The 22,737-nt window shown below is 74.7% G+C and carries 20 protein-coding genes; 9 read left to right on the top strand and 11 right to left on the bottom strand.

Annotated features, from left to right (window positions below):
- Positions 1-136: 136 nt before the first annotated feature.
- On the top strand, positions 137-3,070 hold the full coding sequence (locus WFH32_RS06535; protein WP_336706622.1) for a DEAD/DEAH box helicase: 2,934 nt from the start codon (positions 137-139) through the stop codon (positions 3,068-3,070).
- Positions 3,067-3,927, top strand: a complete 861-nt coding sequence (locus WFH32_RS06540) for an SWIM zinc finger family protein (RefSeq protein WP_336706623.1) — start codon at positions 3,067-3,069, stop codon at positions 3,925-3,927. Before WFH32_RS06535 ends, WFH32_RS06540 begins: the two co-directional genes overlap by 4 nt.
- Before the next feature lie 19 nt (positions 3,928-3,946).
- Here WFH32_RS06540 and rlmC read toward each other — a convergent pair whose 3' ends face one another.
- A complete protein-coding gene (gene rlmC, locus WFH32_RS06545; RefSeq protein ID WP_336706625.1) occupies positions 3,947-5,086 on the bottom strand; it encodes a 23S rRNA (uracil(747)-C(5))-methyltransferase RlmC in 1,140 nt (379 codons plus the stop codon).
- A 51-nt stretch (positions 5,087-5,137) separates the two neighbouring features.
- A complete protein-coding gene (locus WFH32_RS06550) occupies positions 5,138-5,896 on the bottom strand; it encodes a putative protein N(5)-glutamine methyltransferase (RefSeq protein WP_191795837.1) in 759 nt (252 codons plus the stop codon).
- A gap of 51 nt (positions 5,897-5,947) precedes the next feature.
- Here WFH32_RS06550 and WFH32_RS06555 point away from each other — a divergent pair, with 51 nt between their 5' ends.
- Together WFH32_RS06555 and WFH32_RS06560 are read left to right on the top strand one after the other, a co-directional pair.
- Positions 5,948-7,321: a M18 family aminopeptidase gene (locus WFH32_RS06555; RefSeq protein WP_191795836.1), complete on the top strand. Its 1,374-nt coding sequence runs from the start codon at positions 5,948-5,950 to the stop codon at positions 7,319-7,321.
- Between the two features lie 297 nt (positions 7,322-7,618).
- Complete coding sequence (locus WFH32_RS06560; RefSeq protein WP_336706820.1) at positions 7,619-10,321, top strand: DEAD/DEAH box helicase; 2,703 nt, start codon at positions 7,619-7,621, stop codon at positions 10,319-10,321.
- A gap of 84 nt (positions 10,322-10,405) precedes the next feature.
- Here the strand turns inward: WFH32_RS06560 and WFH32_RS06565 are convergent, their stop codons facing one another.
- The 4 genes from WFH32_RS06565 to WFH32_RS06580 form a co-directional block, all read right to left on the bottom strand.
- On the bottom strand, positions 10,406-10,759 hold the full coding sequence (locus WFH32_RS06565) for an Rv3654c family TadE-like protein (RefSeq protein WP_336706627.1): 354 nt from the start codon (positions 10,757-10,759) through the stop codon (positions 10,406-10,408).
- A complete protein-coding gene (locus tag WFH32_RS06570; RefSeq protein ID WP_318244052.1) occupies positions 10,756-11,136 on the bottom strand; it encodes a TadE family type IV pilus minor pilin in 381 nt (126 codons plus the stop codon). Before WFH32_RS06570 ends, WFH32_RS06565 begins: the two co-directional genes overlap by 4 nt.
- A gap of 2 nt (positions 11,137-11,138) precedes the next feature.
- The gene (locus WFH32_RS06575; protein WP_138826155.1) at positions 11,139-11,351 is read right to left on the bottom strand and encodes a DUF4244 domain-containing protein; all 213 of its coding nucleotides are present in this window, start codon (positions 11,349-11,351) and stop codon (positions 11,139-11,141) included.
- 164 nt (positions 11,352-11,515) lie between these two features.
- Entirely contained in the window at positions 11,516-12,472 is a 957-nt protein-coding gene (locus WFH32_RS06580) for an alpha/beta fold hydrolase (protein WP_336706629.1), read from the bottom strand.
- Between the two features lie 157 nt (positions 12,473-12,629).
- Between WFH32_RS06580 and WFH32_RS06585 the strand changes: the two genes are divergently transcribed.
- The 3 genes from WFH32_RS06585 to WFH32_RS06595 are packed head-to-tail and all read left to right on the top strand — an operon-like array spanning position 12,630 to position 14,691.
- Positions 12,630-13,040 carry a YciI family protein gene (locus tag WFH32_RS06585; protein WP_191795832.1) on the top strand — a complete coding sequence of 137 codons (411 nt, stop codon included), beginning with the start codon at positions 12,630-12,632 and terminating at the stop codon, positions 13,038-13,040.
- Positions 13,041-13,052: 12 nt separating this feature from the next.
- Positions 13,053-13,391 (top strand): YciI family protein, encoded by a 339-nt coding sequence (locus tag WFH32_RS06590; RefSeq protein WP_336706821.1) that lies wholly within the window; start codon positions 13,053-13,055, stop codon positions 13,389-13,391.
- A gap of 22 nt (positions 13,392-13,413) precedes the next feature.
- Entirely contained in the window at positions 13,414-14,691 is a 1,278-nt protein-coding gene (locus WFH32_RS06595) for an RNA polymerase sigma factor (protein WP_318244051.1), read from the top strand.
- A gap of 35 nt (positions 14,692-14,726) precedes the next feature.
- Here WFH32_RS06595 and WFH32_RS06600 read toward each other — a convergent pair whose 3' ends face one another.
- The 5 genes from WFH32_RS06600 to WFH32_RS06620 form a co-directional block, all read right to left on the bottom strand.
- On the bottom strand, positions 14,727-15,323 hold the full coding sequence (locus WFH32_RS06600) for a type II secretion system F family protein (RefSeq protein ID WP_318244050.1): 597 nt from the start codon (positions 15,321-15,323) through the stop codon (positions 14,727-14,729).
- Positions 15,320-15,979 (bottom strand): hypothetical protein, encoded by a 660-nt coding sequence (locus WFH32_RS06605; RefSeq protein ID WP_318244049.1) that lies wholly within the window; start codon positions 15,977-15,979, stop codon positions 15,320-15,322. Before WFH32_RS06605 ends, WFH32_RS06600 begins: the two co-directional genes overlap by 4 nt.
- Positions 15,976-17,133 (bottom strand): TadA family conjugal transfer-associated ATPase, encoded by a 1,158-nt coding sequence (locus tag WFH32_RS06610; RefSeq protein WP_336706630.1) that lies wholly within the window; start codon positions 17,131-17,133, stop codon positions 15,976-15,978. The genes WFH32_RS06605 and WFH32_RS06610 overlap by 4 nt, the downstream gene beginning before the upstream one ends.
- Positions 17,130-17,903: a septum site-determining protein Ssd gene (gene ssd, locus WFH32_RS06615; protein ID WP_336706631.1), complete on the bottom strand. Its 774-nt coding sequence runs from the start codon at positions 17,901-17,903 to the stop codon at positions 17,130-17,132. Before ssd ends, WFH32_RS06610 begins: the two co-directional genes overlap by 4 nt.
- A gap of 143 nt (positions 17,904-18,046) precedes the next feature.
- Positions 18,047-19,672: an FAD-dependent oxidoreductase gene (locus WFH32_RS06620; protein WP_336706632.1), complete on the bottom strand. Its 1,626-nt coding sequence runs from the start codon at positions 19,670-19,672 to the stop codon at positions 18,047-18,049.
- A gap of 176 nt (positions 19,673-19,848) precedes the next feature.
- On the opposite strand from WFH32_RS06620, the gene WFH32_RS06625 reads away from it, so the two are divergent.
- Together WFH32_RS06625 and WFH32_RS06630 are read left to right on the top strand one after the other, a co-directional pair.
- Positions 19,849-20,724, top strand: coding sequence for an HAD family hydrolase (locus tag WFH32_RS06625; protein WP_336706634.1), 876 nt, complete (start codon positions 19,849-19,851; stop codon positions 20,722-20,724).
- Between the two features lie 391 nt (positions 20,725-21,115).
- Complete coding sequence (locus WFH32_RS06630; protein ID WP_191795827.1) at positions 21,116-22,519, top strand: NAD-dependent malic enzyme; 1,404 nt, start codon at positions 21,116-21,118, stop codon at positions 22,517-22,519.
- Positions 22,520-22,737: the final 218 nt, after the last annotated feature.

Below are 22,737 nucleotides of genomic sequence, written 5' to 3' on the forward strand. Positions count from 1 at the left end.
ACCTGTCGGGAATGATCTGCGTACATCGTACGTTGATCGCTCGGAAGATCGACGTACGACGCACCAGGAAAGAGGCCCTGTGCCGCGACCAGCGCCACGCCCAACTGTCGGCCACCCGGCGAGCGACGAACCAGCGGTGGTGCCCGACGACCTCCTCGACGGACTGCTCGACGCCTGGGCGGCGGGCGACGGCAGCCCCGCCGACGTGTTCTGGGGAGCAGTGTGCGCCGAGGCCCTCGGGCACGTCGCGGCCGGTCGTCTCGTGCCCGTGCTCGACGCGGGCCGCGCGGGCTGGCGGGTCGGCCCGCTCGACGGCGCCGCCCTCGACCGTGTGGACGCCCTCGCGGACGCGATGCCCGACGACGTCGCCGTCCCGGAGGCGCTCGGCGCCGGGACCGGGACGCCTGCGGACCGCGTCGTCGACGACGGGACGCGCACCGACGGCGTCGCGATGCACGGAGCGGCACGCACGAGCACGGTGCGACAGGTCATGGATGCCGTCGCGGACGCGTGGGTCCGGCGCGCCGCGACGACCGCCGACGTTCCCCAGGGGCCCGCCGGCCTGCTGGTGGGCTCGTCGGGCGACACGACGCCGCACGAGACCCCCGGTGCAGCCGACGCCGAGCTCGCCGGATGGGCGCACGACGCCGCCGCGCTGCTCGACCCTCGCGTCACCGTGACCCTCCGGCTCGCACCCTTGCCGGACGACGGCCCGCTCGCCGAGGGAGGCGGCCCGTCCGCCGAGGGTGACGAACCGTCCGTCGACGGTGACCTCGCCGTCCGTGACTGGCTCGCGACGGTCGTCGTCCGCGGGCGCGACGGGGCCCGGACGGCGGACGCGCTGTGGGCGTCCGCCCGCACCGACACGGGTGCCCGCGAGGCGGTCGGGGACGTCCTGGTCCGGCTGCGTGCGGGAGCCCACGCCTGGCCCCCGCTCGACGGGCTGCTCGACCGGCCGGTCCCCGACTGCCTCGTCCTCGCCCCGGCCGACGTGCGCGAGCTCCTCGCCGAAGGGGCATCAGCGCTTGCCGCGACCGGCGTCGGTGTCGAGTGGCCGGCGAGCCTCGCCGGTCAGGTCCGGTCCGTCGCGGTGTTCTCACCGACCGAGGCCCCCGACGCGGTCGGCGCGCTCCCCGCCCTGCTGCGGACCGGCGCGCACGGGGGCGCCTCCGCGTCGTCCGGCTCCCTGTCGAGCCCCATGACGCTCACGCACGAGCTCACGCTCGACGGGGTCCGCCTCACCGCGGCCGAGCGCGAGCACCTGGCGCGCGTCCACGCCGAGGGGCGCTCCGCCGTCGTGCGGCTGCGCGGGCGATGGGTCCTCGCCGATCCTGCCGCGGCGCAGGCGGCCACCCGACGCACGGCCCAGCCCGTCTCCGCGCTCGACGCCGTCTCCGCAGCGCTCACGGGCGTGGCCCGCGTGGGCGACCACGACCTGGTCGTGACGCCGACGCCGTGGCTCGACCGGCTCCGCGCCGAGCTCGAGGACCCCAGCCCGGCGCGCGACGTCGTCGTACCGGAAGGACTGAACGCCTCGCTGCGCGACTACCAGCTCGACGGCCTGCGCTGGCTCGCGCGCCTGACCGGGCTCGGGCTCGGCGCGTGCCTGGCCGACGACATGGGACTCGGCAAGACGATCACGCTGATCGCGCTGCACCTGCACCGCTCCCGGCCCGACGACGCCGCGCCGCCACAGGTGGGCGCCACGGCCACCGGGCCCACCCTGGTCGTGTGCCCCGCCTCCCTCCTGGGCAACTGGGAGCAGGAGATCCGCCGGTTCGCGCCCGGGGTCGCGGTGCGCCGATTCCACGGTGCGTCACGCGACCTGCGCGGGGTCGACGACGGGTTCGTGCTGACGACCTACGGGACCGTCCTGTCGGACGCCTCGCGGAGCGCACCCGTGCTCGGGGCGCACCGCTGGGGGCTCGTCGTCGCGGACGAGGCGCAGCACGTCAAGAACCCGGGGTCCGGCACCGCGAAGGCGCTGCGCACGATCCCCGCCGCGGCCCGCGTCGCGCTGACCGGGACGCCCGTCGAGAACAACCTCACCGAGCTGTGGGCCGTCATGGACTGGCTCAACCCGGGCCTCCTGGGCACGCGCGGGCAGTTCCGGCGGCGTTGGGCCGACCCGATCGAAGGGACCCGCGACCCGGTCCTCGCCGAACGCCTCGCGCGCCTGGTGCGGCCGTTCCTGCTGCGGCGGCGCAAGTCCGACCCGGGGATCGCGCCCGAGCTCCCGCCCAAGACCGTGACCGATCAGGTGGTGCCGCTCACGGCCGAGCAGGTCGGGCTCTACGAGGATGCCGTGCGATCGGCCCTCGCGGAGATCGACCGGGCCGAGGGCATGGGGCGTCGCGCCATGATCGGCGGCCTGCTCACGCACCTCAAGCAGATCTGCAACCACCCGGCGCAGTACCTGCACGAGGAGGATCCTCGGTTGTCGGGGAGGTCGGGCAAGCTCGACGCGTTCACCGAGCTCGTCACGACCGTCCGCGCCGAGGAGGGCGCGATCCTCGTGTTCACGCAGTACGTCGCGATGGCCCGGCTCCTCGAGTCCTACCTCGCTCGGCGCGGCGTGCCGACGATGCTGCTGCACGGCGGGACGCCCGTGGCGCAGCGCGAGCAGATGGTCGCTCGCTTCCAGGCGGCCGAAGGGATGCCGCCCGTCTTTCTGCTCTCGCTCAAGGCCGCGGGGACCGGGCTCAACCTCACGCGTGCCGACCACGTCATCCACTTCGACCGCTGGTGGAACCCGGCCGTCGAGGAGCAGGCGACCGACCGGGCGTACCGGATCGGGCAGACACGGCCCGTCCAGGTGCACCGCCTGACCAGCGAAGGAACCATCGAGGAGCACATCGCCCGCATGATCGAGTCCAAGAGGGAGCTCGCCGACGCCGTGCTGGGGGCGGGCGGTGTCGAGGGAGCGATCTCCGAGCTGAGCACCGCCGACCTCGCCGAGCTGGTCGCCCTGCGGAGCGTCGAGGGCGACGCGCAGGCCGCCGAGGGCGACGTGCCTGCCGCCGAGGGTGACCGACGAACGCCCGGCGGCGACGAGAGGAGGCGCCCGTGAGCGCCGTGGGCTTCCCCGCCTTCCCCCCGACGGGCACCGCGACCAAGGGGGCCGTCCGGCGTGGCCAGTCGTGGTGGGCACGTGCCTGGGTCCGGTCGATGGAGGAGTTCGCCCTGGACGCAGGGCCGCTCAAGAAGGGGCGCGCCTACGCCCGGACGGGGCGCGTGGGGTCGATCACGGTCAGCCCAGGAGCCGTCCAGGCGCGTGTACAAGATGATGATGGCGAGATGTACCACACGGTCGTCTCGCTCGAACCGCTGACCGACGACGAGTGGGACCGGTTCCTGCGCATCCTCGCGTCCCGGTCAGGGCGGCTCGCAGCGCTGCTCTCGGGCGAGATGCCCCGCGACGTCGTCGCCGCCGCGGTCGACGCCGACATCTCGCTGCTCCCGGGGATCGGCGACCTCGAACCGGAGTGCGACTGCCCCACCTGGGACCTCCCCTGCCTGCACGCCGCAGCGCTGAGCTACCAGGCGGGCTGGCTGCTCGACGCCGACCCGTTCGTGCTCTTCCTCCTGCGCGGGCGGTCCCGCGAGCAGGTCCTCGACGCGCTGCGCGGGCTCTCGTCGCCCGCGCCGGCCGCCGAGCCGCCGGACCCGTCGGTGGACAGCGCGCCCGACCCGACCGGCGCCCCGGCGAGCAACGAGGGAACGGGCGCTGCGCCGTCGGGCCGGCGGACCCTCGGCGAGCTACCGACACCTCCCGACGTCCCCGAGCCCCCGTCCGCCGCGGACCTCCTGCCCGGCGTGCCGGACCGGACGGCCGACGGGACACCCGTCGACCTCACCGGTCTGCGCGCCGCGCTCGCCGCCGCCGCGCTCTCAGCGGCGGAGCGGCTCACCGCGCTGGACCGCTGACGGCCCCGCGGCACGAGCCTCAGACCGGCGCCTGATCCGTGCGCTCGAGCAGGACCATGACCTCGTAGTGCGTGGTCTGCGGAAACATGTCCAGGACGCGGCCCCGCACGGGGCGCAGCGACGGCATGGCAGCGAGGTCGCGGGCCAGCGACACCGCGTTGCAGCTCGAGTAGACGACCTGCTGCACGGTCGAGGACTCGAGCCACCCCGCGAGCTCGGCGCCGATCCCGCGCCGCGGCGGGTTCACGATCACGAGGTCGGGGACGTGCTGGGCCGCGAGGGCGAACGCCGTGGCGTCGCCGGCCGTGAACGTCACGTCGTCGAGCCCGGCCTGGGCCGCGCTGCGCTCGGCGCTCACGATCGCCTCGCGGCTCGACTCGATCCCGACCACCTCACGACCAGGCGTCGCACAGTGGAGCGCGAAGCCGCCCACGCCGCAGTACAGGTCCCAGACGCTGTCCGGCGCGGCCTCGTCGACCCACTCGCGACCCTGTCGGTACAGGGCCGCGGCGACCTCGGTGTTGGTCTGGAAGAAGCTCTGCTGACGCAGGTGCATCTCGATCCCGTTGACGCGCATGGTCAGCGTGTCCGCCTCGGTCAGGAGGATCTCCTGCTCGCCCTCGAGCGCTGCCTTGTGCTCGGGCAGGATGTTGGCCGACACCACGCGCGCCTGCGGCAGCGCGTCGAGCAGGCTCGGCAGGTGCTTGCGCAGGCGAGAGACCGGCTCCTGCGAGCGCAGCACGAAGCGCACCATGAGCTCGCCGTCCGGGGACTGCGTGACCAGCACGTTCTTGAGCTCGCCGCGCCGCGTCGCCACGTCGTAGGGCGTGAGGCCCGCCCGGGTGACGAAGTGCGCGAGGACGGGGAAGACGGCCTGGAGATCGGCTGGGTAGAGGCCGCAGTCCTGGAGGTCGACGCCGCGTCCGCCCCCGTCGAGGATGCCGAGCGTCGGGCGCTCGACCGTGCCGCCCACGACCATCTTGGCCTTGTTGCGGAAGCCCGACTCGCGGCTCGCGACCGGTCGCTCCCACCGCAGGTCGGTGTGTGCCGCGAGGAGCTCGCCCGCGTGCCGCTGCTTGTCGGCGAGCTGCGCGGCGTAGCCCTGGCCCATGAGGGTGCACGAACGGCACTCGTGGGCGTCGAAGTGAGGGCACTGCATTTCCCTGATTCTACGGGCCGGGCCTGCGCGGGACGGCCCCGTCCCGAGGCGCTACGGCTTCTCGCCGATCACGACCGTCGCCCCGAGCTCGTCGTCGGTCTCGACGCGCGCCTGAAGTCCCGCACGCTCGAAGAGCCCGATCGCGACCGGCGCCTGTCGCTCGCTCGTCTCGATCAGGAGGTGGGCGCCGGGGGCCAGCCAGACCGACGCCTCGGCGGCGACGCGGCGGTGCACGTCGAGGCCGTCGTGGCCGCCGTCGAGCGCGACGCGGGCCTCGTGGATCCTCGCCTCGGGTGGCATGGTCTCGATCGCGCCGGTCGGGACGTAGGGGGCGTTGACGACGAGGACGTCGACGCCCCCGCGCAGCCGCGCCGGCAGGGCGTTGTACAAGTCGCCCTCGTACACTTGTCCATCAAGGTTCCGGCGGGCGCAGCGCACCGCGGCGGCATCGATGTCCGCGGCGTGCAGGTCGATGCCCGGGTGCCTCGCGATCAGCACCGCCCCCAGCGCGCCCGTGCCGCAGCACAGGTCGACGACCGTCGCGCGCTCGCCCGTGAGCCCGCTCGCGAGCGACGCGAGGAGCTCCGTGCGTCGTCGCGGCACGAACACCGTCGGCTCGACCAGGATGCGCAGCCCGCAGAACTCCGCCCAACCGAGGACCTGCTCCAGAGGCAGGCCCGCCACCCGGCTCGCCACCATGGCGTCCAGCTCGGCCGCGGACGTCGCGGCCGAACGGAGAAGGTCGGCCTCCTCCTCCGCGAACACGCACCCCGCTGCACGCAGGGTGGACACGACGTCTGACGGGCTCATGGGGGGACTCACGCTACTACCCGGCCCCGCTCGCGGGCGGACAATGAACCCATGCCCGACGACGCAGCCCCCGCCCCCGCCCGTCCCACCTCCCCCGTGGCCGCCACCCCACGGGGCCCGTCCCCGCAGGCGCGAGCCCACGCGGAGGACCTCGCGCGATTCGTCGAGGCCTCGCCCTCGTCGTTCCACGCGGCCCACGAGGTCGCACGCCGCGCCCTCGAGGCAGGCTTCACACTGCTCGACGAGGCCGACGCCTGGCCGCACCCGACCGCCGGGGGCCGCTACGTCGTCGTGCGTGACGGTGCCGTCATCGCGTGGGTCACGCCCGCGGGCGCGAACCGGACGACGCCCTTCGCGATCCTCGGCGCGCACACCGACTCCCCCGGCTTCAAGCTCAAGCCCAGGCCGACCACGGGCCGCGAGGGCTGGTGGCAGGCGGGCGTCGAGGTCTACGGCGGGCCACTGCTCAACTCGTGGCTCGACCGCGAGCTCGAGCTCGCCGGGCGGCTCGTGACGCTCGACGGCCGCAGCCACCTCGTGCGGACAGGCCCCCTGCTCCGCATCCCGCAGCTCGCGATCCACCTCGACCGCGCCGCGAACGACGGCCTCAAGCTCGACAAGCAGCGCCACACCCAGCCCGTGTGGGGTCTCGGGGCGCTCGGTGCCCCCGACGCCGACCTGCTCGCGCTCCTCGCCGAGCACGCGGGGATCCGGGCAGCAGAGGTCGGCGGGTACGACCTCGTCGTCGCAGACACCCAGGCGCCGCGGATCTTCGGCGCGCACGAGGAGCTGCTCGCGTCGGGACGGCTCGACAACCTGCTCTCGGTGCACGCAGGACTCGTCGCGCTGCTGGAGGTGGCGGCAGGGACCGCGACCGAGCCCCCGGGCGGCGAGGCGCCGATCGCGGTCCTCGCGGCGTTCGACCACGAGGAGATCGGCAGCGAGACGCGCTCGGGGGCCAGCGGGCCGTTCCTCGCGGACGTCCTGTCGCGCATCAGCGGCGGGTCCGGGGCGAGCGACGAGGACCGGCACCGCGCGCTCGCCGGGTCGCTGTGCGTGTCGAGCGACGTCGGGCACTCGGTCCACCCCAACTACCCGGAGCGGCACGACCCGGCGAACCGCCCCGTGGCGGGCGGTGGCCCGATCCTCAAGATCAACGCCAACCAGCGGTACGCGACCGACGCCCACGGGGCGGCGGCCTGGGCCGCGGCCTGCGCGGCGGCCGGGGTCCCGAGCCAGGAGTTCGTCTCGGAGAACACGGTGCCGTGCGGTTCGACGATCGGGCCGCTGACCGCGACCCGCCTCGGCATCCGGACGGTCGACGTCGGCGCGCCCATCCTCTCGATGCACTCGGCGCGCGAGCTCACGGCCGTCGCGGACCCGTACTACCTGTCCCGCGCGATCGCGCAGGTGTTCGCCGGCTGAGACCGGCGGACGTCCGTCACCGCGTCACCGCGTCACCGCGGTAGAACGTAGTGCGCGAGGTAGAACCCCTCGCGCACTACGTCGCGCGGAACGTTCTACCTCGTCGCCCTCGGGGGCAGCGCCCGCTCGACGGTTCGGCGCCCGCAGGTGCCAGGTGGGAGACTCTGAGACGTGCCCAGCCCGTCGCGAACCCCGGAACCGGACGCCGCGTCGGACGACACGGCGGGCGCCAGACGTCCGGGGACGAGCAGCGGCCGTCAGTCCTTCTCCGACCGGCCCGGTGCCCTCCTCGACGTCCTGCTCGCGGGCGGCCGTCGTGCCGACCGGCTGACGCACGTCGAGCACCTGCCCGGTCGCCCCGGGCAGCAGGCGGACTGGCCCGGCTGGGCCGACGCGTCGCTCGTCGCGGGCTACCGCTCGATGGGCGTCGAGCGCCCGTGGTCGCACCAGGTCGAGGCCGCCGAGGCCGCCTGGTCGGGGCGCCACGTCGCGCTCGCGACGTCGACCGGCTCGGGCAAGTCGCTGGCGTTCTGGCTGCCCGCGCTCACCGCGGTGCGCGCGGACCGCGCCGCCGAGACCCTGGCCCCGGGCCGGATCGAGAGCGCCCGCACGCGCGGCACGGTCCTCTACCTGAGCCCGACCAAGGCCCTGGCGGCCGACCAGGTCGACGGCCTCCAACGCCTCCTCGACGCCTCGCGCGCCAACGACGTCAAGGTCTCGACGTGCGACGGCGACACGTCGTTCGAGGAGCGCAAGTGGGTGCAGGAGTACGCGGACGTCGTGCTGACCAACCCCGACTTCCTGCACTTCGCGCTCCTGCCCAACCACCGGCGCTGGACACGCTTCCTGAGCAACCTGCGTTACGTCGTCGTCGACGAGGGGCACTCCTACCGGGGCGTGTTCGGGGCGCACGTGGCCCTGGTGCTGCGGCGCCTCGCACGGCTCGCGACGCACTACGCGTCAGCGCCCGCGACGTCCCGCCCCGGGTCGTCGGCGCCCCGCCGGGGGATCGTCCGGCCCGCTGCTGACGACGTACCCGCTCGGGGCCTCACGTTCGTCGTCGCGTCAGCCACGACGGCCGACCCCGCCGTGAGCGCGGGCCGGCTCATCGGGGTCCCGCCCGAGCAGATCGTCACGGTCGACGCCGACACGAGCCCGGCCGGACGCAAGACGTTCGCACTGTGGCAGCCACCCGAGGTCCTGGGCTACGAGGCCGCGCAGGCCAGGGCGGCGGCGGCGAACGACCCGGCAGCCGACGCGGCCCTCGCCGAGGCCCTGCTGATCGACCCCACGGCCCACGACGAGCTGGGCCTGACGAGCGACCCCGACGAGCCCGCGACCCCGGGCGACTCCCCCGAGCGTCCGCGCCGGTCCGCGACGGCCGAGGCCGCGGACCTCCTGGCCGACCTCACGGCGGCAGGTGCCCGCACGCTCGCGTTCACGCGCTCGCGCCGCGGCGCCGAGGCCGTCGCGACCCAGACCCAGGACCACCTGCGCGTCGTCTCGCCCCAGCTCGCGCGCCGCGTCGCGGCCTACCGCGGCGGCTACCTCCCCGAGGAGCGCCGGGAGCTCGAGCAGGCGCTGCGCAGCGGCGCGATCCGCGGCCTCGCGACGACCAACGCGCTCGAGCTCGGGGTCGACATCTCGGGCCTCGACGCGGTGCTCATCGCGGGGTGGCCGGGCACGCGCATGTCGGTCTGGCAGCAGGCCGGGCGTGCGGGGCGCGCCGGGGCAGACGGCCTGGTCGCGTTCGTCGCGCGCGAGGACCCGCTCGACACCTACCTCGTGCACCACCCCGAGGCGATCTTCGCGGCGCCCCTGGAGGCCACCGTCTTCGACCCTGCCAACCCGTACGTCCTCGCGCCGCACCTGTGCGCGGCCGCCGCGGAGGTCCCGCTCCGGCAGTCCGACCTCCCCCAGTTCGGCGACGCCGCCGCGGTGACCGAGCTCCTGGGCGTGCTGGTCGCACGGGGTGCGCTGCGCCGTCGGGCGTCCGGGTGGTACTGGACGCACGCTCGGTCGGCTGCCGCGATGACGGACCTGCGCGGCTCGGGCGGCTCGCCCGTGCGCGTCGTCGAGGCCGGCACCGGACGCCTGCTCGGCACGGTCGACGCGGCCTCGGCCGACGGCTCGGTCCACGACGGCGCGGTCTACGTCCACCAGGGCGTGAGCTACGTCGTGGAGTCGCTCGACCTGCGGGACGGCGTCGCGCTCGTCGCCCGCCGGGACGTCGACTTCGGGACGTGGTCGCGCTCGGTCACGGAGATCGCGATCCACGGCGTCCGCGACGAGGAGCCGGGCGAGGCCCCGGCGGCGGTCCCTGCCACGGACCCCGTCGACGCCCCGAGCGACGGCCCGACGGCGGAGCCCACCCCGGGGCCCCAACCGTCCGTCCCGCAGGGGACGTCCCCGAACGACACCGCGCACCCCGCGATCCAGCGCTGGTGGGGACCCATCGGCTGGGGCTTCGGCCCTGTCGAGGTGACGAGCCAGGTCGTGAGCTTCCAGCGCCGGCGCCTGCCGGACCTGCAGATCCTGGGCACCGAACCGCTCGACCTGCCCGAGCACACGCTCCCGACGACCGCCGTGTGGTGGACCGTCCCGGCCGAGGTCCTCGAGGCCGCGGACATCGACGCCGACACCGCGCCGGGAGCGCTGCACGCGGCCGAGCACGCGTCGATCGGGCTCCTGCCCCTGCTCGCGACGTGCGACCGCTGGGACCTGGGCGGGGTCTCGACCGCGATGCACGTGGACACCGAGCAGGCGACGGTGTTCGTGTACGACGCGTACCCCGGCGGTGCGGGCTTCGCCGAGCGGGGGTTCCACCTGGGCGCGACGTGGCTGCGCGCGACCCGGGCCGCGATCGCACGCTGCCCCTGCGCGGACGGCTGCCCGGCGTGCGTGCAGTCACCCAAGTGCGGCAACTTCAACAACCCGCTCGACAAGGCCGCTGCAGTCCGCCTGCTCGACGCGGTGCTCGCCTACGCGCCGTCCGACTGACGCCTCGTGCGCTGAGTGCATGATTCGGCCACGACTCGCCGGGTGTGTCGCAGCCGAGTCATGCACTCACCGGTCGGCGACCGCTCACCGCGCCGACGCGGGTCCCGCGCGTGCCGCGGCCCGCGCGGTGCCCAGCACCCCGGCCCACCCCCTCGCCTCGCGCGTGACGTCGACCCGGACGACACCGTCCCCCTGCTCGTCGCAGGCCACGACCACGGCGCCGTTGCGCTCCGCGGTCTCCCGCGCCGTCGGGCAGGCCTCCCACCCTCGCTGGAGGGCGGTCGCCGCGGCGAGCGCTGCGAGGTCGGCCGCCGCCTGCGCCCTGCCGCGGGCCCCCTGGGCCGAGGCGAGCGCCGTGAGGGCGAGCCCCAGCACCAGGGCGACCGCGATGAGGCCGAGCGCCAGCACGGTTCCCGAGCCGCGGTCGCGCGGCCTCACGGCTCGCTCCACGCGACCGCCGCCCCGCGCGCCTGGAGCGGCGAGCGCGACAACCAGCCGCCGACCACGGGCTGGGCGACCCGGACCTCGACCCACGGGTCGCCGCGCGCCACGGTCACCGTGGCGTCGGGCCCGGCCACCTGCCCGACGACGGCGCGCACCGCCGCGTCGTCCTCGCCGATCGCGACGGCCCGGGCGGCGGCGCGCGCGGCGTCGGCTGCCTGGAGCTGTGCGTTCGCCGCCGCGGCGAGCGTGAGGACGGCCACCAGCACGAGGACGACCGCAGGCAGCGCGAGCGCGAGCTCGGCGGTCACGGTGCCGCGCTCACGGTCGCGGAACCTGCGCCCGAGCCGCCACCGCGCACTGGTGGCCGTCACCCTCATCCGATCGACAGGGCGCGCTGGATGATGCCGAGCAGCATCTCGCGCACCTCGCCGCTCTTGAGGATCGCGATGAGCAGCCCGGCGAACCCGACCGCCGCGATGGTCGCCACCGCGTACTCGGCGGTCGCGAGACCGGCCTCCGGGTCTTCGCCGCGGACGCGAGCGAGCAGCCCCGCCCACCCCGCTCTCGCTCCGTGCACAGCCTTCATGGGTGTCTCCTCCGGGTCCGTGGCCCGCCTGTCGCGCGCCGTGCCGCCCACTGTGGCGGGCCCGAGACCCGGCCCGCTGGACCGAGCGGCGCCGCTGTGGAGCGAGGGCCCCGCAGACGGCCTGTGGACGGCCAGGCCCCTCCCACCAGGCCCCTCCCGAGCCGCTAGGTTGCGTCCTGCTGTGCCAGCCAGGTGAGGATCACCCGGTTCGTCTCCTCCGGCAGCTCCTGCTGGATCCAGTGACCGCAGTCCAGGTCGACCACGTCCACGTCGGGCACGAGCTCGGCGAGCCTCTCCGACCTCGCGACCATGTCCCTGGAGCCGTAGATCATGAGCGCGGGCTGCTTGACGACGGGGTCCACGTCAGCGAGCAGGCGCCAGTTGCGGTCGAGGTTCCTGTACCAGTTGATGCTGCCCGTGAAGCCTGTCGCCTCGAAGGCGGCCACGAAGACGGCCAGCTCGGCGTCACTCATGACGGGCTCGCCGAGCGGCACCTCCGCCCTGGCGAGCTGCATCAACGCCATGCCCGGCTCGGGCGCTCTGAGCGGCTCGTTCTTCCGGTACAGGTTCCGCAGGAACCGGGACGCGCTCTCGTCGAGCACGGCGTCCGCGACGCCCGGCCGGCGGTTGAAGTGGACGAAGTAGAAGTCCCCGCCCAGCGCCTCTTCCATGACTTCGATCCAAGGCCGCTCACCACGCTCCTGGTAGGGCAGGCTCAGGTTGATCACCCGGTTGACCCGGTGGGGGTGCAGCAGGGTCAGCCCCCAGACGACGAACGCTCCCCAGTCGTGACCGACGAACGTGGCGTCCTCGTAGCCGTAGTGGTCGAGGAGCGCGACCAGGTCTCCGGACAGGTGCTCGATGTCGTACTCGGTCACGTCGGCCGGCCGGGACGAGCCGCCGTAGCCGCGCTGGTTCGGGACGATGACGTGATAGCCCGCGGCGACGAGTGCGGGCACCTGGTGGCGCCAGGAGTAGGCGTGCTCCGGCCAGCCGTGGCACAGCACGACGGGCCGCCCCGCGTTGTGCCTGCCTGCTTCGAAGACTTCGAGCTCCACGCCGTTGACGGCTACCAGGGTGGGCTCGGGGAAGTCGGGGAGACGGTGACTCGGTGGGTTCATGCCGCCATGGTGCACACGGGTACCGGTCAACCCGTGTCCGGTTCTCCGCGCGACCGCCACCTCTTCCCGCGAGACTGGTCGGCAGCGGCTGTCGATTCCGTCGGTGGTCACGCGTCATCGTGATGAAGGACCCACCACCCACTCATCTGGAGGAATCATGAGCACCGAGTACGCGATCCTCATCCACGCCCCGGAGGACGGCACGCCCGCCATGCGTCCGGACCTGGCCGCGGAGATCATGGCCCAGCACGACGAGTTCTCGCGCCGCGTCGTCGCCGAGGGGCACCGCATCACGGGCGGCGTCGAGCTCGAGGCTGCCGGGACGGCGACCCTGGTCCGCCCGGGCGTCGGGACGACCGAGGGCCCGTTCACCGAGCTCGCCGAGCAGATCGGCGGCCTCTACCTGGTCGTGAGCGACGACCTCCCCGGGCTCGCGACGATCATCGACGAGGTGTTCGCGGGCGACGGCTGCACGTACGAGATCCGCCCCACGGTCGACCACGGCGGGACCGACGGCGCGACCGACCCCGAGGCTGCCGTCGCGTCGACCGCCGGCGTGGAGGTCTGACCCGTGAAGGTCATGTTCCTGCTGTACGAGGACGAGCAGGTCTGGGCCGCGGCCTCCGCGGAGGAGCGGTCCCGGTACATGGTGCAGCACGACCAGTTCGCGGCGTTCCTCCATGAGCGCGGGACGCTGGAGGCCGCCGAGGCGCTGAGCACGGTCTCGGCGGCGACCACGGTCCGGCGCCGCGGTGGCGACGTCGTCGTGACCGAGGGCCCGTACGCCGAGCTGACCGAGCAGCTCGGCGGGTTCTACCTCGCGGACCTGCCCAGCATCGACACCGCGATCGAGGCCGTCGCCCTCCTGCCGCAGTACACGGTCGAGCTGCGCCCGGTCGTGGACGTGGACGACCTGTGAGCCGGCGCCTCGGAGACCACGGGTGACGGAGGCGGGCGACGCGCTCTCGGCCGCCTGGCGGGAGCACTGGGCGCGGTTGCTCGCGATGCTCATCGCGCGCTACCGCCGCCCCGACCTCGCCGAGGACGCGCTCGCGGACGCGTTCGCCGCTGCGGCCCGCACCTGGCCCGCCGACGGCGTGCCGGACTCCCCCGCCGCCTGGCTGCGCACCGCGGCCGGGCGGCGGGTCCTCGACCGGCTGCGCGCGGAGGCTGTCGCCGTCCAGAAGGTCCCGCTCATGATCGTGGCGGCGAGGTCCGCGGCGGACGCCTCGGAGCGAGTGCCCGGCCCGCCCGACGACGGCGCGCACCTGCCCGACGAACGGCTGCGGCTCGTGTTCTCGTGCTGCCACCCGGCGCTGTCTGTCGAGGCGCGCACGGCGCTGACGCTGCGGTTCGTCGCGGGTCTGCCGGTCCCGGACATCGCGCGCCTCTTCCTGGTCCAGGACTCGACCATGGCCGCTCGCCTGACGCGCGCGAAGAAGCGCTTGGTCGCGGCGGGCATCCCGTTCGAGGTCCCGCCGCCCGAGCGGCTGGGCGAGCGGCTCGACGACGTCGCCTCGGTCCTGTACCTGACCTTCACCGCGGGCTACGCGCCGGGCACGGGGACCGACGTCCTGCGGGTCGCGCTCGCGGGCGAGGCGATCCGCCTGGGTCGCCTGCTCGACGAGCTGCTGCCGGACCGCCCGGTGGTGCGTGCGCTGCTGGCGCTCATGGTGCTCCAGCACTCGCGCCGGGACGCACGGACCGCGGCGGACGGGTCGCTCGTGCTGCTCGCGGACCAGGACAGGTCGCGGTGGCACGGTGAGGAGATCACGTCGGGCCTCGCGCTGCTCGCGTCCGTGCCCGACGACGTCGCGGGCCTCGCGCACGAGTACCGCCTCCAGGCGTCGATCGCCGCCGCGCACGCTGTCGCGGGACGTGCCACCGACACCGACTGGGGTGCGATCGCCGACCTGTACGCGGAGCTGGAGGTGGCCACGGGCTCGGCCATGGTGCGGCTCGCGAGGTCGGTGGCGGTCGCCGAGGCCCAGGGGCCGGTCGCCGCCCTCGCACTGATCGACGACTTCGAGGGCATCGACGAGGTCCTGCGGACGAACCACCGGCTGCCCGCGACGCGGGCCGAGCTGCTGGCGCGGGCCGCCCGGCCGGCGGAGGCCGCCGCGTTCTTCGAGGAGGCCGTCCGGCGCTGCGGCAACGCGGCCGAGCGTGAGCACCTGGCGCGGCGGTTGGCCGAGGTGCGCGCGGCCGCACGGCGGTGATCCCTGCATGCGCCGCGTCGGTGACCCCTAGCCGCTCAGTTCCCCAGCACCCCGCCCCCCAGCGACAGCAGCACGGGCAGCAGACCGATGAGGACGAACGCCGGCAGGAAGCACACGCCGAGCGGCAGCACGAGGTGCACCGCGAGCCGCGCCGCGGCCTGACGCGCAGCGGCCTGCTGGTCGCTGCGCAGCTGCTCGCCCGCCGCGCGCAACGCCTCCCCCGGCGCCGCTCCCTGCTCCCACGCGAGCCCCAGCGCAGACTGCACCACGGCCAACCGGGCAGGCGCGCCGACCCACGCCTCGGCCCACCCTGCGCCGAGCACGACCGCAGCCCCCGCGCGGGCGAGCGCGGCGCCGTCGGGCCCTCCGATGGCCTGCCCCACGGCCCCGAGCGCACGCGGGACGCTCGTCCCGGCCCGGACCGCGGCCCCGAGCAGCTCGAGCAGGACTCCGATCTCCACGGGGCCCGCGGGCCCTGTCCGGCTCCCCGCCGCACGCCCACCCCTCGTGAGCTCGTCGAGCCGCACCCCGACACCCGCCCGCGCGACCCACCACGCGCTCGACGCGACGAGGCACCCGCACGCGACCGCGACGACCACGGGCCAGTCGACGACCGGGGACCACGCGCTCACGGCGGCGCCCCCACCGCACGGGCTCGTGCCACGAGACGCCCCGACCACCGACGACCGACGAGGAGGAGCACCGCGCCCGCGAGCAGCCCGGCAGACCCCACGCCCCCGCCGAGTGCCGTCGCGAGCGGGTCCACCCCCAGCGCGACCCCGAGCAGCACCCCGACGAGCGGCAGCCACAGCAGCACGCGCGCCGTCGCGGCGGGTCCCGCGAGCGAGGCCTCTCGGTCGGCCCGGGCCTCGGACTCGGCCGCGAGCGCCCGCGCGATCGACTCCAGGACCTCGCCGAGCGGCGCGCCGACGTCGGCGGCCAGTCGGCTCGCCCCGACGACCGCGGCGACCTGTCCCTCGGCCTCGACCGATCCGCGGGCCCCCACCACGGCGAGCAGGTCGCCGCGGTCGGGCACCCCCTGCTGGTCGACGCGTACCCCGGCGGCCGAGACCCAGGCGGCTCCGGGGGCGGCCCCTGCACGCAGCAGCGAGGCGACGTGCGCGACGACGAGACGCACCGAGGACGTCGCTGCCGTGCGCCGCCACGCGAACAGCCGGGCTCCTCGGACTCCGCGGGCCGGACGCCCACCGGCGACCTCCACCGCGGACCGCCCGGGCGGCGCGAGCCCGACCCACACCACGCACGCGACGAGCAGGCCGAGGCTCACGCCCCGCCCCACCGGTCGACGAACGCGTCCCACCCGGCCCCGTAGACCGGGTCCTGCTCGCGGTCCCAGGTCGCGACGGGGTCGACCACGAGCTCTCCGCGGGCGTCGCGCCGCACGACCCCGATCTCGGCGAGGTACCGCACCCGCCCGGACCGCCGCAGGTGCAGGACCACGTCGAGCGCACCGGCGGCCTGGGCCGCGACGGCCTCGCGCGGCATGCCCGCGAGCGCGGCGAGCGCCTCGAGGCGTGCGGGGACCACGGCCGCCGCGTTGGCGTGGATCGTGGCGAGGCCGCCGTCGTGCCCCGTGTTGAGCGCCATGAGGACCTCACGGACCTCGGCGCCGCGGCACTCGCCCAGGACGATGCGGTCGGGTCGCATGCGCAGCGCGTTGCGGACCAGGTCGGCGAGGTCGACGGCACCGGCCCCCTCGACGTTAGGGCGTCGGGCGGTGAGGGGTACCACGTGCGGGTGGTCGGGCACGAGCTCGCGGGCCTCCTCGACGCACACGATCCGTTCGTGCCCGGGGACGAGGGACAGGAGCGCCGCGAGCAGGGTCGTCTTGCCCGTTCCCGTGCCGCCCGAGACGAGCATGTTGGCGCGTTCCGTCACGAGGCGTCGGAGCACGGGCGCCCAGCACCGGTGCAGGCCTCCTGAGTCGACGAGCTCGTCGAGCGTGAAAGCCCGGGAGCGGAGCACGCGCAGCGAGATCACGGCCCCGGACTCACACACGGGCGCGATCGCGGCGTGCAGGCGCGTGCCGTCTGGCAGCCGGGCGTCGACGAGCGGGCTCGCGTCGTCGAGCCGCTGCCCGCCTGCGGCGGCCAGCCGGACCGCGAGCGCCCGCACCTGTGCGGGGCTCCCCAGGTGCAGAGGGACCCGTTCGAGCCCCGCACCACGGTCGACCCACACCTCCGCGGGTGAGTTGACGAGGACGTCGGTGACCTCGGGGTCGTCGAGCAGGGGCTGGAGCGGCCCGGCACCGTAGAGCTCGGCGCGGGCGCGCCGGGTCAGGTCCGCGAGCGCGGTGCTGCCGAGCACCCGGCCCGAGCCGCGCAGGGCCGCGTGGAGCTGGGCGTCGTCTGCCGGGGCGCCCCCGACGAGCTGCCCGCGCACCTCGGCGAGCAGGGCGTCGTCGAGCGCGTCGCCGGTCACGCGGCGCCCCGCGACGCGACGCCGGCCCCACCGATCGCGACGGCCAGCTCGGCCCCGGCACGGCCGAGGGGTCGCCGGGCCCGGACGTCGGGTCCCTCGCCGCGCTCGACACGCGCGGCGTGCCCACGGTCCCAGGGGACGACCGCGGCGAGCGGCAGCCCGACGACGTCGCTCACGTCCCACGGGTCGAGGCGCCCGGGTGCGGGTCGCCGTGCTACGAGGCGCAGGGCGCGCCCGGCGCCGTGCCGGGTCGCGAGCGCCGCGGTCGCGACGGCCCCGGCGACCGACGGCAGGTCGAGCGGGGTCACGAGGAGGAGCGTGTCGCAGGCCCCCACGAGGGCCGCGTTCCCGGTGCCGGCGGAGTCGGCCCCGTCCCCGTCCAGCACCGAGCGCGGCAGGTCGAGGACGAGGACGTCGCACGCGTCGGCGAGGGCCGAGCAGACGTCCACGACCACGCCGTCGTCGAGGGTCACGGGGTCGGCGCGGTGCGCGCTGAGGACCGGTACGTGCCGCCACGTGGGAAGGAGCCCGGCAAGCGCGGGACCGTCGACGGCGCCGCGCGCGTCGCGCAGGTCGGACCAGCGGGGCCCGTCCCGGTGGTCGATGCCGAGCAGCACGTCGATCCCGCCGCCTCGTGTCTCGAGGTCCACGAGCACGGTGCGCCGTCCTGCCCGCCGCAGCCCGTCCGCGAGCGCCGCTGTCACCGTGCTCGTCCCTGCCCCGCCACGTGCGCCGATCGCACCCACCACGGCTGCCACTGCCCTGCCCATGGACGTTCCCCCCTGTCGCCGGCCCGGGACCGGGCCGGGTCCATCCTGGGGCGAGAATCCTGCACGTGGGGGCTGCGTCGTCGGACCTGTGGAAAACCCGGGCCGCGCGGCACCTGTGGTCGACCGCGCGGGACGCCCCGGACTCAGCGCTCGAGCGCGAGGTACTGGTGCGCGTACGCGATCGCCATCCCGCCCTCGCCGACCCCCGCCGCGACGCGCTTGACCGAGCCCGAGCGCACGTCGCCGATCGCGAAGACCCCTGGAGCGCTCGTCTCGAGCGCGAACGGTCGCCGGTCGGCCGTCCACCCCGGCGCGGCCGCCGCGTCCCCGCCCGTGAGGACGAACCCGTGCGTGTCGCGCGCGACCTCGGGCGGGAGCCAGCCCGTGACCGCGTCGGCGCCGATCATGACGAACACGACGGGCAGCGCGCGCCGGGTCGTGGTCCCCGTCGCGGAGTCCAGCACGTCGAGGGACCCGAGGGCCCCGTCGCCGTGCAGGTCGGTGATCTGGTGCCGCGTCTCGACGCGGATGCCGGGGTTCGCGGCGATCTGGTCGATCAGGTATCGCGACATGCTCGCCCCGAGGGACGGCCCGCGCACGAGCATCGTGACCGACCGGGCGTGCCGCGAGAAGAAGATCGCTGCCTGCCCCGCGGAGTTGCCCGCCCCGACGATGCAGACGTCCTGCCCCTGCGCGAGCGCGGCGTCGCTGCGTGCTGCCCCGTAGTACACGCCGTTGCCGAGGAAGCGGTCGACCGACGCCAGGGCGAGCGAGCGCCACTCGACGCCCGTCGCGACGATCGCCACGGGAGCGACGAGCGTGTCGCCGCCGTCGAGGACGACCTGGTGCGCGCCCGGGTCGATCGCGCCGACCGTGCGCGTCACGACGATCTCCGCCCCGAGGCGCTGCGCCTGGGTGAGGGCGCGGCTCGCGAGGTCGTCCCCCGAGATGCCGTACGGGAAGCCCGTGTAGTTCTCGATGCGGGTCGAGGTCCCGGCCTGGCCGCCCGGGGCCAGGCTCTCGACGACGAGCGTGCGCAGCCCCTCGGCGGCCGCGTTGACCGCCGCGGTCAGCCCTGCGGGACCGGCCCCCAGGATGACGACGTCGTACTCGTCGTGCGCCGGTTCGACGGCGAGCCCCACCGCGCGGGCGACGTCCCTCATCGCGGGGTCGGCGAGCCGGGACCCGTCGCGGAGCTCGAGCACGGGGTGCGCGAGGCCGTCGGGCTCGTCCGCCGGCTCGACCACGACCCGGTCGAACGGGACGTGGTTGCGCGTCAGGAACGTCGCGAGGTCCCGGACCCGCGCGTCGAACCGCGGGCCGATCACGCACGCCTCCGCGACGGGCTTCTCCGACGCGTGCGCCTGGAGCGCGTCGAGGTAGGAGCGGGCGAGGCTCGCCACGTGGTCCGGCACGGAGGGCGCCATGGCTGCGAGGGTGTAGAAGACGGCGGCCTCGAGCTTGATGATGCGGGACGCCTCGGTCGCCCGCCCGCTCGCGGGGAACGCCGTGCTCAACGTCATGGGGACCTCGCCGAAGAACATGCCGGGGGTGCGCACCCCGATCACGCGCTCGGTGCCACCCACCATCTTGGTGACCTCGGCCCTGCCCTCGATCACGACGAAGAACGCCCTCTCGTCGCCCTCGTGCGCGAAGTACTCCCCCGGCAGGAGGCGGATGTCCTCGACCGCGCCCACGAGGAACTCGAGCGGCTCGGGCGGCAGTGGCTCGAACATCGAGACGGCGCGGAGCTCGGCGAGCGTGATCATGCGTGCCTCCAGCGGGCCGGGTCACAGGGGTGACCGGCGACGCGGCCTCGGTGCCGCGGAGCCGTCCACGGCGAACGTACCGCGCCCCGGTGCGCACGACATCCGCTCACCTCGGGACCACCCTGGAACCGGGACATTCCGCCCCACCGGTCGCCGGTTGCGGCTAGGCTCGCCGGGTGACCCATCCCCAGGACTCACCGCAGCCCGGCCACCGCCCCACGACCGGCGCCCGCGAGGGGCGCCCGCGGAAGGTCGCCGCGTTCTTCGACCTGGACAAGACGATCATCGCGACGTCGTCGACCGCGGCCTTCTCCAAGCCCTTCTACGCGGGCGGGCTCATCAGCCGCGGCGACGTGCTGCGCAGCGCCTACGCGCACTTCCTCTACATGGTGGGCGGAGCGGACGCCGACCAGACCGAGCGCATGCGCGCGCACCTGAGCGCGCTCGTGACGGGCTGGGACGTGCGGACCGTGTCCCAGATCGTCGAGGAGACGCTGCACGAGTACATCGACCCGGTCGTGTACGCGGAGGCCGTCGACCTCATCGTGAGCCACCACGACCGGGGCCACGACGTCGTGATCGTGTCCGCCTCGGGGTCGGAGGTCGTCGAGCCCATCGCCGCGGTCCTGGGCGCCGACCACTACGTCGCGACCCGCATGGAGATCGTCGACGGACGGTACACGGGCGAGATCGACTTCTACGCGTACGGCGAGAACAAGGCCATCGCGATCCGTGAGCTCGCCGAGGTGCACGGCTACGACCTCGACGCGTCCTACGCGTACTCGGACTCGATCACGGACGCGCCCATGCTCGCCGAGGTCGGGCACGGGTTCGCGGTCAACCCCGACCGCACCCTGCGTCGCCTCGCGGGCGAGAGCGGCTGGGGCACCCTCACCTTCACGCGCCCCGTCACGCTGCGCACCCAGCTCTCCCCGCCGCGCACCGCGGCCGTGGTCGGCGGCGCCGTGACGGCCGTGGTCGTCGCGTGGCTCGTGTGGCGGGCCGTGCGCGGGCGGTCGGGCGGCGCGTCGCAGGAGGGCACCGCCGCGTAGGAAGCCCGTGCCCGACGGCGGAGCACGGGTCGCGAGACCCGCTCACCACCGGGCGTCGCGCGGGGCGCCCGACGGCGTCGGCGTTCGAACCGAGTCCTCGTTGTCCGGGTCCTCCCGGCTCGGGATCGAACACCTCGTGGAGGTTCCCGCGATCCGCTCCCCACCCCTTGCGCGGCACCGGGGGCAGGCGTATCAAAGAGGGACAACAGCACCAGGGGCGGGCGGAACCCACGCGCGAGAAGTCCACGCATAGGACTGGCTGACCGGGCTTGACCCGTTGCAGCACCTACCCTCGCAGCACGCTTGTTAACCCTCGCCCCGCTGGCGAGCACGGCGTCCCTCCGGGGGCGCCGTTCCCGTGTCCGGGCCCCGCGCCGAATACCCTGGCTCCATGACCTCAGCGCCGAGCGTTTCCTCGTCCATCACCGTCCGCCTCCAGGTCGAGGCCAGGCCCACCGCGGTCAGCGAGCTCACGACCGCGATCGAGCAGACCGGCGGGATCGTCTCGGCGCTCGACGTCACGGCGTCGGGCCACGAGCGCATCTCGGTGGACGTGACGGTCGCGACGCGCGGCGAGTCGCATGCCGAGGAGATCGTCGAGGCCCTGCGCGTGCTGCACGGGGTCAGCGTGGAGCGGGTCTCGGACCGTACGTTCCTGCTGCACCTGGGCGGGAAGCTCCAGATCGAGTCGAAGGTCCCGATCCGCAACCGTGACGACCTGTCGATGATCTACACGCCGGGCGTCGCGCGCGTGTGCGAAGCCATCGCGGCCCACCCCGAGGACGCGCGCCGCCTGACGATCAAGCGCAACACGATCGCGGTCGTCACGGACGGGTCGGCGGTGCTGGGCCTCGGGGACATCGGACCGCTCGCGTCACTGCCCGTCATGGAGGGCAAGGCCGCGCTCTTCAAGCGTTTCGCGGACATCGACGCGTTCCCCATCGCGCTCGACACGCAGGACACCGACGAGATCGTGCGCACGGTCAAGGCCATCGCGCCGGTCTTCGCGGGGATCAACCTCGAGGACATCTCGGCGCCGCGCTGCTTCGAGATCGAGCGCCGGCTGCGCGCCGAGCTCGACATCCCCGTGTTCCACGACGACCAGCACGGTACGGCGATCGTCGCGCTCGCCGCGCTGACGAACGCGCTCAAGGTCGTGGGCAAGGACCTGGCCGAGGTGCGGATCGTGCTCTCGGGCGCTGGCGCCGCGGGCACGGCGGTCCTCAAGCTGCTCCTGGCCGCGGGCGCGCACGACGTCGTGGTCGCGGACGTCGAGGGCGTGGTCCACCCCGACCGCCCGGGCCTGTCGCCCGCGCTCGCGTGGACAGCGATCAGCACCAACCCGCGTCGCGTGAGCGGCACGCTCGTCGAGGCGCTCGCGGGGGCCGACGTCTTCATCGGCGTCTCCGCCCCGGACATCCTCACGGGCGACGACATCGCGACCATGGCACCGGACTCGATCGTGTTCGCGATGGCCAACCCCACCCCGGAGGTGGACCCGGTCGAGGCCGCGCAGCACGCCGCGATCGTCGGCACGGGCCGCAGCGACTTCGCGAACCAGATCAACAACGTGCTCGCGTTCCCCGGGGTGTTCCGCGGCCTGCTCGACGCCCAGTCGCACAAGATCACCGACACCATGCTGCTCGCGGCGGCCCGCGCGCTCGCGTCGACGATCCACGAGGACCAGCTCAACCCGACGTACATCGTGCCGAGCGTGTTCAACCCCGAGGTCACGACGGTCGTGGCGGCCGCGGTCGAGGCCGCGGCCCGTGCGGAGGAGGCCGCCGCGTCCTGACGGCACGCGTCGACACGGGCCCGCTCGCCGAGTGTGCAGTTCGGGCTCTTGCTCGCGCCTGGGGACAGCCCGAGGTGCACACTCGGCGTGGCCCGATGCCCTTCCTCCCGTGGCGGTTCCCGCAGGGCGGACACGAGTGCGACGACTTGTGGGCTTTTGTCAGCACCTTCTCCCATTTCGAGAAACAGTGACCCCGGTCACCCGATGGGGTCTAGACT

Origin of the sequence: Oerskovia sp. USHLN155, from assembly GCF_037145535.1 — a bacterium.
In the GTDB taxonomy this organism is placed as follows: Bacteria; Actinomycetota; Actinomycetes; order Actinomycetales; family Cellulomonadaceae; genus Oerskovia; species Oerskovia rustica.